General features: G+C 65.3%; 5 protein-coding genes and 1 pseudogene. 2 read left to right on the top strand and 4 right to left on the bottom strand.

Annotation, left to right across the window (positions count from 1 at the left end; genetic code table 11):
- Positions 1–126: 126 nt before the first annotated feature.
- From WKB25_RS20820 to WKB25_RS20805, 4 genes and pseudogenes are all read right to left on the bottom strand, one after another.
- Positions 127–807, bottom strand: a pseudogene (locus tag WKB25_RS20820) (M15 family metallopeptidase); the annotation flags it as partial.
- Entirely contained in the window at positions 740–2,290 is a 1,551-nt protein-coding gene (locus WKB25_RS20815; protein WP_340572725.1) for a serine hydrolase domain-containing protein, read from the bottom strand. The pseudogene WKB25_RS20820 and the gene WKB25_RS20815, both read right to left, overlap by 68 nt.
- Positions 2,291–2,345: 55 nt before the next feature.
- Positions 2,346–5,369 (bottom strand): TonB-dependent receptor, encoded by a 3,024-nt coding sequence (locus tag WKB25_RS20810; RefSeq protein ID WP_340572723.1) that lies wholly within the window; start codon positions 5,367–5,369, stop codon positions 2,346–2,348.
- Positions 5,370–5,420: 51 nt separating this feature from the next.
- On the bottom strand, positions 5,421–6,893 hold the full coding sequence (locus tag WKB25_RS20805; protein WP_340572721.1) for a transglutaminase domain-containing protein: 1,473 nt from the start codon (positions 6,891–6,893) through the stop codon (positions 5,421–5,423).
- 132 nt (positions 6,894–7,025) lie between these two features.
- Here WKB25_RS20805 and WKB25_RS20800 point away from each other — a divergent pair, with 132 nt between their 5' ends.
- Together WKB25_RS20800 and WKB25_RS20795 are read left to right on the top strand one after the other, a co-directional pair.
- Positions 7,026–8,471, top strand: a complete 1,446-nt coding sequence (locus tag WKB25_RS20800; protein ID WP_340572719.1) for an SH3 domain-containing protein — start codon at positions 7,026–7,028, stop codon at positions 8,469–8,471.
- Complete coding sequence (locus WKB25_RS20795; RefSeq protein ID WP_340572717.1) at positions 8,472–9,566, top strand: dipeptide epimerase; 1,095 nt, start codon at positions 8,472–8,474, stop codon at positions 9,564–9,566.
- The last annotated feature ends 339 nt before the right edge of the window (positions 9,567–9,905 follow it).

Here is a 9,905-nt window from a genome sequence, read left to right as displayed (position 1 = left end):
ATACACCAGCAGGCCGACCAGCAGGGCGATGAGGCCCGCTTCGAGCGTACCGAGCAGGCCGAAATGCAGGGGAAGGTTCATCGGGCGGGGACGCAGGAGAAGGCGGCCAGTGTAAGGGGTATCGGCATCCGGCTCGGGTTGCATCGTGTAGTGCCACCACTCCTGCGCATAGTTGGTGAAACCACGCCGTGCCATCGCCTGCACCAGCTGCTTGCGGTTGGCGTTCTGTGCATCACTCAACCCCGGCGTCTGCGTATGCGCGCGTGGGCCGAAGAAATCGAAGTCGGTGCCCATGTCCATCGGCGTGCAATGACCACTGCGACAATCCAGCAGACCCAGATCCACGGTGGCACCGCGGCTGTGGCCGGAACGCTCGGCGATGTAGCCGTCGCTCAGCAGCTGCGGCTTGTCCAGATCCGGATACTGCAGGGCCTTGCGCGACTGTTCCTGCGGATCGTTCACCCAGGCCATGAACGCCTGCACCGCGCGCACCGGGCGGTAGCAGTCGTAGAGGCGCAACGCGAAACCCTGCGTGCGCAGGTCCGCCTCCACATCGGCCAACGCCTTTGCCACCGGCGCCAGCAGATAGCATGCAGGCGCCTCATAACCGGGCACGGGCGCAGCGGTGAAGTTGTTGGCACCGGCATAGCGGATGTCCATCTCGATGCGCGGCGACAGCGTACGGATCTCCACCAGCCCTGTCGCAGTGGCGTCAGTGGCGGGCGAAATGCGCGGTGGCTCAGCGGCGTGGGCCGCCGATGCCAGGGCAATCGCCAGTACGAGTGAAATGCAGGTCCTGGAAGTCATAGCTGAAGTCGATCTCCGGATCGATGGCGCGCAGCTCCAGCGTCGGCGTGTCTGCGCCGGGATTCAGCCACGCCTGCGCCGAGGGTTCCAGCGTATCCCACTGCAACAGCCAGCGCCCCTGCAGCTGCTGCACCGTTGCCTGCAGCGTGGGCGATTTGTCGACACTGAAGCGCAGGCCGTTCGCGGTGGGGCACAGCGAGGCCGCACCCAGCCAGGGATCGCGGTAGCGTCCCTGCCAGCGCTGAAGATCGGTGACGGCGGCCGGTTGCGCGCCCTTGGTAGAGGGAGCACGACTCCCCGTGGCGGCACGCGCGGCCCGATCGGCTGCCAGCTCGGCCAGGTAGTACCCCACATGTTGCGCGTCTTCCGGCGCGGTGAACTGTTTCAGCGTCGACTGCATCAGCGCGGTACGCGCGTCTTCGGCCTCGCCGTTGATCAGCATCACCACACCGACCTTGCGATCCGGCAGCAGCGCCAGCGAGGAATACATGCCCGACAGCGTGCCGGTGTGCGCGACTTTCCAGTGCCCGTCCATGTCCGACACCCGCCAGCCCAGACCATAACCGTAGAAACGGGCGTTGTCCCAGTCGCGTTGGCGTTCGCCCAACGGCATCGGCATGTGCAGCGTCCACAGCATGCGGCGTTGCTCGGCGCCCAACCACGCCGGCGCCAGCGCCGGGTCCAGCAGCACCTGCATCCAGCGCGTCATGTCGCGCAGCGAACAGCGGATGCCACCGGCCGCCATCGACGTCAGATCGGGGCTGAGCGCTCCATCACCAGCGACCACCACGTTGCGGCCGTCGCGCCGCACATGCGGTTGGGCGACATTGCCGACCTGCTTCACCGACCATGCGCCCACCTGGCAACGGGTCATCCCCAGCGGTTCAAACACCCGCTCGCGCATCAGTTGGTCATAGGGCTTGCCACCGGCGGCCGCAGCCACCTCACCGGCAACGACGTACATCAGGTTGTCGTAGGCGTAGCCGCTGCGGAAACTGGTGACCGGCTTCAGGTATGCCAGCCCGGCGATGACATCGCTGCGGGTGAAGGCATTGGGCTCAGGCCACAGCATCAGGTCACCGGCACCCAGGCCGAGGCCACTGTTGTGGATCAGCAGATCGCGTACCTGCAGTTGTTCGCCCACCCACGGGTCATGCATGCGGAACGCCGGCAGATGGCGCTGCACCGGATCGTCCCAGCGCAGCTTGCCCTGCTCCACCAGCGTGGCCAGCAGCGCGGCGGTCATCGCCTTGCTGTTGGAGGCGATCTTGAACAGCGTGTCCTCGTCGATGCGGCCGCCGTCACCGCGTACACCATCGGTATGGCGATAGACCACCTGGCCATCCTCGACCACCGCCATCGCCACCCCCGGCAGGTGCTCGTGCTGGTCCACGAAGGCGATGTCGGCATCCAGGCGTGCGCTGTCCACTGCCTGTGCAGGGGCGGCGGCAAGCAGCGCGGCGAAGGTCAGCAGGCGATACACGGCCGGTCTCCATCGGCAGCGCCGGGCAACGCCCGGCACTGCGCATCCTCGTCGATCAGAAGTTCCAGGTCACCACCAGCTGGGTGTAGCGCGGGGCCTGCCAACGGGTACCGGTGGCGAAGGTGTTCTCGCGGTACTGGCCAGGCTGCGCTTCGTAACGCTGATGCACGTTGATGGTCTTCTGGTTGTTGAAGATGTTGTACACCGACAGCCGGGCACTCAGGTCGATGCCCTCCACCGGCAGGCGCCAGGTCACGTTCGCCCCCATGGTCCAGGTCCACGGCAGGCGACCGAAGGCACCACGCGGGCTGTATTCGAACTGACGCTTGTCATACGGGCCGGAGCAGTTGGCCACGCACAGCCAGCCGGTGCCACCACCACTGCCTTCACTGGACGTGCTGCCACCGGCGATCGAATCGTTCGGCCACATCACGCCATAGGCGGTGATCGGGCCGCCGGACTGCACCTGCAACGTGGTGCCGAACGACCACTGCTTGTTCAGTGCATACGCAGCACGCAGCTTGAACTGGTGACGGAAGTCGTTGAACAGCACGCCATAACGTTCGTTGGTGGCCGGGTGATCCCAGAACTGGACCATGCCGGTATCACCGTAGTTGGTATCGGAGTTCACCGGGCCTTCGAAGTTGCCCTCGCTCTTGGACCACAGGTAGGACGCGTTGAGCATCCACTTCTCGTCCCACGCGCGGTCGATCTGGAATTCCAGCGCCTTGTAGGTACGCTTCGGCTTGGAATAGCCAATCACCTCGCCGCTGCCACCCTTGCGATAGCCGCTGTTGGCGGTATCGATGGTGATCCAGCCTTCGTTGGCGCAGCCGATGCTCTTGTCGCCCCAGATGGTCAGGCTCTCGCCCGGGTTTGCGATCGGCCACAACGTGCTCGGCGTCGGTCCGCAGGGGGTGTAGTTGATGCGGATGTCATCCAGTGCGCGGGTCATGCGCCGGTAGGTGGCATTGACGCCCCACGACCAGGCCTGGTTGATCATGTTCTGGAAACCGAGGATGTACTCGTCCTGGTAGACCGCCTTCAGGTCCTTGTCCACGCTTTGCCGCAGGTCGGCACCCCCGGTGTTCATGCGGGTGTCGGTCGGCCCGATCTGCTGGCCGATGACCGGCGCCATGTACGCCGAACCGGTGGGCGAGGTCTTCCGTTCCCAACCCTCAAGCACATAGTAGCTGTACTCGTCGGTCAGGCCGCCGGCGAAGTTGACGTTGATGTTGTTGGTCACCGGCAGGTAATAACGGCCCGCGTTGCCGAACAGCTTGGTGCTGCCATCGCCCTTCATGTCCCACGAGAAGCCCACGCGCGGCGCGATCAGATCATCCATCTTGATGAACGCCTTGCCGGCGGCGGTGCGGTTTTCGAAGCGGTCCCAGCGCACGCCCAGGTTCAGCATCAGGTTGGGGGTGATGTTCCAGATGTCTTCCAGGTAGAAGGCATTGGCTTCGGTCTCGAACTTGCCGCCGGATTGCCGGTTGCGCGCGCGCACCATCTCGGTGACACCGGCCGGCACGTAGGCATTGGCGCCATCCCACACTTCATCCCCGGGACGCGCCACGTACGCGGTGTAGCTCAAGGCGGTCGGCCCGGGATAGCGGGTGGTCTGGTCGGTGGTCATCAGCTCGCGGTCGACGCCGAAGCGCAGCAGGTGATCCCCCAGCTGCCATTCGAAGTCCAGGCGCGCCACGTCGCGCGTGTCATCACGTTCGGCCACGGCCGCGCCGGTCGGATGGCAGCCGGCGCGCAGGCCCTGCAGCTTGGACAGACGGGTGCCATAGGTGCTGTCGGTGAACACCGGGCTGCAGGCCTGGTCCAGCGACGAGTTGGTGAACGCGCGCTGGTTGTTCTGGCCGACCATCGCGCGGGCGGTGAAGTTCTGTCCGAAGTGGCCGGTGTAGGTGGCTGACCAGTTCTTGCCGCCGGTTTCGGTGATCGAGTCACCGCCCCAGTCGCCGAGGCGGTTGTCATCCCAGTCGTAGGCATAGGAGGCGTTGGTGACATCGCCCTCATCGGAGAATGCCAGCAGCGCCAGACTGTGGTTGTCATTGATGTTCCAGTCCAGCTTGGTGCCCCAGAACCCATTGCCGGACTTGTTCTTGAACCAGGTGCTGCCATCGGACGAGGTGTTGTGGCCGCGGTCGTTGCGGTCCTCGTACATGGCGAACAGGAACAGCTTGTCCTTGATGATCGGCCCAGAGCCCCAGACGTTGGTTTTCAGGAACGAGTTGTTGTCGCGGCTGCCGTAGGAATGCGGCGTACCGTCGCGATGGAAGTGGTCGCCGCCGCTGGAGCGCCCCGCGCTGGGCTCGGCAGTGACTTCCACGCCGCCCTTGAACTCGTTGCTGCCCGAGCGGGTGACCGCATTGATCACGCCGCCAGTGGAACGACCGAACTCGACCGAGTAGCCGCCGGTCTTGACCTGGAATTCATTGAAGAACGCGAACGGGGCCGTGCTGAAGCCGCGACGCGTGTACATGTCGGTGACGTTGAGGCCGTTGATGAAGACGGCGTTCTCGGCCACCGAGGAACCAGCGAAGGACAGGCCGCCGAACGAGGAGTTGCCGCCGACCACGCCCGGCGCCATCAGCGCGACAGCGGACAGATCCTGTGCCACCGGCAGCCGTGAAATCTCCTGCCGGTTGATGTTGAATGAGGTCTCGGTGGAATAGACGTCCACCCGGTTGATCACGCGCGTACCGACCACCTGCAGTGCATCGAGGTTGGTGACGCCGCCACCACTGGCCAGGTTGACGGTCGTGGTGCCACCGACAGCGACGCTGACCGCCACCTGCTCGCCCAGCGTCTGTCCATCGCGGCTGAGCTGCAGCCGGTAGTCACCCACCGGCAGCTGGCCGAGGCGGTAGCTGCCATCGGCACCGACGGTGACCGTCCGGGTCAGACCGGTGCCGGCATTGACGACGGTGATCTGATCGCCCGCGGTCGCGCGGCCGGCGACGGCGCCCGACACATTCTGGGCCATGGCTGTGGTGGGCAGCATGATGCCCAGACACGTCCCGAGGGCGACGCACAAGGCCGCCCGCTTGATGTTGTAAGCCTTCATCCCCTGCTCTCTCCTGCAAGAATTGAATGGTGGTGAGGGTGGTGTTTCGCGCTAGCGTTGCCCGGCTGGCAGTACCCGCCACTGGAAGTCGTAGCTCCATTGGTCGAAGTACAGGTTGCCGCCTGCCCACTCGGCCTCGCCACGCTGCGAGTCGACCGTTTCCGAGCGGTAGTGCTGTTTGGCCGGCACGAAGCCCTGGCCGAAATCGTCGTTGAAAGCGATGCGGTAGCCATCGAGGCCACCCAGGTAGAAATCACGCAGCGCGGGCGCGTCGCTGGCCAGGGCACCGGTGGTCACATCCATCGGCAGCCAGCCATATGGCGCCAGATAGACCTGGCCCCAGTCGTGCAGGTTGTTGTAGCCGCTGCCATCGCCGGAAAAAACCATGCCCGACTGCCAACGCGTGGGAATGCCGTTCATGCGCAGCAGGGCGATCAGCAACAGGGTCTGCTGCCCGCAATCGGCATGACCGGCGCGCAACGCGTAGTCGCTGATGTTGCTGAGGGTCGAGTACTCACGTGCACCGGCCCACGGAATGCGATCGACCGCGGCGAACAGCTTGCGTACCACTTCATACGGGCGTGTCTCGCCCTGCAGCACCTGGTCGGAGAACAGTTTCAACGCTGGGGTGAAGCGCACGTGCGGCAGCTGCTCGGCCAGATAGGGCTTCAATGCTGGATCATCCGGCGTGGCCTGCACCTTCGTCGCGTCGATTGCCGTGTGGCGCGCGAAGATCGTCACCGCATAGCGGACTTCAAAGTGCGTCGGCTGGCCAGCCACGGCCTTGGCTTCCAGATAGGCGGTGCGCTGCTGCGTGCTGGCCGGGGCGATGCGCACCTTGCCCGGCGCACTGGCAATCCACTGCACGCGTTCCTGCTGGCCGGGAATCTCGCGCGGGTACGGAATCCATGCGCGAATGGTTTCGCCAGCCGGTACGGTGTCGGCCTTGACCGTCAACGACTGGGTGAATTCGAGGCGCTGTGGCAGCACGGATGCCGTGCCGCTTTGTTCGGCGGCAGCAACCACGCGTGCATGATGTGCATTGAGCACTTCGTTCGGGCCGGGCGGTGGCATCGGTGCATCTGCCCGACGACGCGCACGCGCCTCGTCGCTGAGCAGGAACAGGTTCGACGGTGCGCGCTTGAAGTACCAGCGTGTGCCGTCGATATCGTAGTGTTCGATCAGCCCCAGCTGGTCCCAGCGCGCGAACTCCTCGTCGGTCAGGTCGGGAATCGAGCGGCGGACGGCGGCCTTGGCAGCGGCTTCGTCGAGGCTGAAATCCAGCTTGATGCGGCGCATGCGCTCGTACTGGAAGTCGGCGAGTGCAGGCACGCCGTCTGCGGCAAACGTCGCAATGACATCCCTGAAACGACCGCTGTCGACCAGATCGATCAACCGCGTTTCCCGCTCACGATCGATGGCACTGCGCTGATCCGCAGCCGATGCCGAGCACGCCCACAGCAGCAGCGCGGCGCATAGTCCGGCAGCGGCAGGCAGAGACGGTTTGCGAACGGCAGGATCCACAGCGACACTTCCCAAGCGCGGGTGGTAACGGCTGTGTAACACGGGCCGGGGGGGCGGTCAATAATTTATTCTTGCTTTCGCGGCCGAAAGGAATAAATATTCCAAAAGGCATTCGAGGAGGGTGTGCAGCGCATGATCCTGGCTTCCCGCGAACCGCGTCGGCACTGGCCGCGCAGGTTGACCCTGGCGCTGGCCTTGGGCCTGCTGGCTGTACCGGCCTTTACCCAGGCGGCCACGCCTGCACCCGACCCCGGCGCACCGCTGCCCTACGTGATCGGCCTGCACGAGGCCTACCTCACCCCGGATTACTGGGCGGCACGCCTGGACAACGCCGACGCACCGATCCTGGACCGCGCGCAGATCAATGCGCAGAACGCGCGGATGCGCGTCGAGGACAACCACATCCAGGACATCGCCACGCTGCCCGCACAGCTCAGCGCCGCGCAGGTGCGCGACAGCATCGGCGCGCTTTCGAGCTGGCCCAAGCGGGCGCTGTATGACGAGAAGGGCCAGGCCATCGCCCCCGGCCTGCGGGCCGCAATCGAAGCCAACCTCGGCCTCGATGCGGTTCCTGCGCAGGTCGCACCGTCGTACGGGCTGGTGGTGAAGCGCGCCGCGCTGCGCACCTTCCCGACCCGCCAGCGTGTTTTCAGCACGATCGGCGACACCGACATCGACCGCTTCCAGGAGTCGGCACTGTTCCCTGGTAACAAGGTCGCCGTGGTCCACCGCAGTGCCGACGGCCGCTGGCTGTTCGTGCACAGCGAGCGCTACAGCGCTTGGATCGAAGCCGATGCCGTGGCCAGCGGTGACAAGGCCACGGTGCTCGGCTACGGCGCGAAGGGCCCGTACCGCATCGTCACCGGTGCCACCGCGCACACCGCCTACACACCGGAAGAGCCGCAGGTATCGCGCCTGCAGCTGGACATGGGCGTGCGCCTGCCGGTGTTGGCCGACTGGCCCGCCGCCGAACCGGTGAACGGCCAGCAGGCACACGCCTCGTGGGTGGTGCAGCTGCCGGTGCGCGAGGCCGAAGGCCGCCTGCGCCTGGTACCGGCGCTGCTGCCGCGCTCGCAGGACACCGCTGCCGACTACCTGCCGCTGACCCCGCGCCTGCTGCTGCAGCAATCGTTCAAGTTCCTCGGCGAGCGCTACGGCTGGGGTCATGACTACGACACCCGCGACTGCAGCGGATTCGTATCGGAGATCTACCGCAGCTTCGGTGTGCTGCTGCCGCGCAATACCAGCGCACAGGCGATCAGCCCCGCGCTGGACCGCCTGCCGTTCACCAGCAAAGACGGCAAGACCGAGCGCGACCGCGCCGTCACCGATCTGCAGGTCGGCGATCTGGTCTACATCCCTGGCCACGTGATGATGGCCATCGGCCACGTCGACGGCCGCACCTGGGTGATCCACGATACTGCGGGCGGCAGCTGGTTCGACGCCGACGGCAAGCGTGTGCAGGCCCATCTCAATGGTGTTTCGGTCACGCCGCTGGAACCGATGATGGCCAGCGACAGCGTCCGCTACATCGACCGCATCACCAACATCCAACGCCTGCGTGCCAAGAATCCCTGAATGAAGATCACCGCCATCGAACTGGGCATGCTGCGCGTGCCGCTGAAAACACCGTTCAAGACCGCGTTGCGTACCGTGGAGACCGTGGAAGACGTGGTGGTGCTGATCCGCACCGACACTGGCCACACCGGCTACGGCGAGGCGCCGGCCACCGCGGTCATCACCGGTGACACGCACGGCTCGATCATCGAAGCGATCCGTCACTTCATCGCCCCGCGCCTGATCGGCCAGGAGGTGGTCAATCTCAACCGCCTGTGCACGCTGGTGCAGACCGCGATGGAGCGCAACACCAGCGCCAAGGCAGCGGTGGAGATCGCGCTCTACGATCTGTGGGCGCAGCTGCATGGCGCACCGCTGTACCAGATGCTGGGCGGTGGTGACCCGGTGATCACCACCGACATCACCATCAGCGTGGACTACATCGACAAGATGGTGGCCGATTCGCTGTCGGCGATCGAACGCGGCTTCGAGTCGCTGAAGATCAAGGTCGGCAAGGATATCGGCGTGGACATCGAGCGGGTCAAGGCAATTCACGCCGCCGTGGAAGGCCGAGCGCTGCTGCGCCTGGACGCCAACCAGGGCTGGACCGCCAAGCAGGCCGTGCATGCGATGCGTACGCTGGAAGATGCGGGTGTGGTGCTGGAACTGCTGGAGCAGCCGGTGAAAGCCGCCGACATCAGCGGCCTGAAGTACGTAACCGACCGGGTCAACACCCCGGTAATGGCCGACGAAAGCGTGTTCAGCCCCAGCCAGGTGATGGACCTGATCCAGCAGCGCGCGGCGGACATCATCAACATCAAGCTGATGAAGACCGGCGGCCTGTCCAACGCCATCCGCATCGCCGACATCGCCGGCATCTACGGCGTGCCGTGCATGATCGGCTGCATGATCGAGTCGAGCATCAGCGTGGCGGCGGCAGTACATCTGGCGGTAGCCAAGAGCGATGTGATCACCAAGGTCGACCTGGATGGCCCGTCGCTGGGGCAGTTCGATCCGGTCAGCGGCGGCGTGCGCTTCAACGAGTCGGAAATCAGCATCAGCGATGTGCCGGGGCTGGGTATCACCGAAGTGCGGGGGCTGGAGATGCTCGGTTGATTTCTGCCTTGCCGCTGGCCTGGCGTACAACTGACTTTTGGTCGGGCGTTACTTTTCTTTTCGCGAAAAGAAAAGTAACCAAAAGGAACGCTCCGCCGGCCGCGAGCCGGTGCTGTGCACCGGTTCCCTGCGCTCCTCGGCCCGTCGAGGGACGGCGCGGGAACTCGCTGCGCTCAGACACCCGCGCCTCTTCGCCCTCGCCGGACCTGCGGTGCTCGGCTCGCTTGAAGGCGGACTCAACAGCAGCTCCGGGTAGATCCACGCCACGCGTGGATGCTCCTGCTTCTGCTCTACCCCGTATCCTCTTCGCGGCTGGCACGCGCGCGATCTGTCCGGGGT

The organism is Stenotrophomonas sp. G106K1 (genome assembly GCF_037969685.1).
Classification (GTDB): domain Bacteria; phylum Pseudomonadota; class Gammaproteobacteria; order Xanthomonadales; family Xanthomonadaceae; genus Stenotrophomonas; species Stenotrophomonas lactitubi.
The sequence above is the reverse complement of the archived record's forward strand: the minus strand, read 5'-3'. Positions and strand labels throughout refer to the sequence as shown.